Raw genomic sequence first — 526 nt, forward strand, 5'->3', positions numbered from 1 at the left:
TCGGGGCTGGGGCAGACGGTGTGGAAACGGCACCGCCGCTGTGCCATCGATGGCCCCTGGGATCGGGTGCTGACCGCGCTGCTCGCGCTGGCCGACAGCACCGGTGATGTGGACTTGGGTGGTGGCGATCGACTCGACGATCGTGCGCGCGTATCAGCACGCCGCCGGGGCCCGCACCGCCGGCCCGGAGTGCGATTTATGTACCGGGCCGGCCACGGGGGTGGGCCGTTCGCGGGGCGGGCTGACCACCAAGGCCCGCGTGGCCACCGACGGCGACGCCCCGCGCCCTGGCCGTGCTGATCACGCCTGGGCAGGCCGCGGACTCGGGCGATGTTGCCCGCAGTGCTCGAGCAGGTGGCGGTGCCCCGGCTCGCCGGTGTCCCACCTCGGCGTAATCCCGGCACGGTCATCGCGGTCAAGGCGTACTCGGCAGCTTCGAACCGGGACCTGCTGCGGCACAAACGGATCCGCAGCGTCATACCCCAACGATCCGACCAGGTCGCCGACCGGAAAGAGCGCGGACGCC

General features: G+C 72.2%; 2 pseudogenes. Both read left to right on the top strand.

Features of this window, described 5'->3' with window-relative positions:
* Positions 1–115 precede the first annotated feature (115 nt).
* A pseudogene (locus ACPCUW_RS35180) lies at positions 116–271 on the top strand (IS5/IS1182 family transposase); the annotation flags it as partial.
* 59 nt (positions 272–330) lie between these two features.
* Positions 331–526, top strand: a pseudogene (locus ACPCUW_RS35185) (hypothetical protein); the annotation flags it as partial.

The organism is Nocardia sp. AB354 (assembly GCF_049538315.1).
Classification (GTDB): domain Bacteria; phylum Actinomycetota; class Actinomycetes; order Mycobacteriales; family Mycobacteriaceae; genus Nocardia; species Nocardia nova.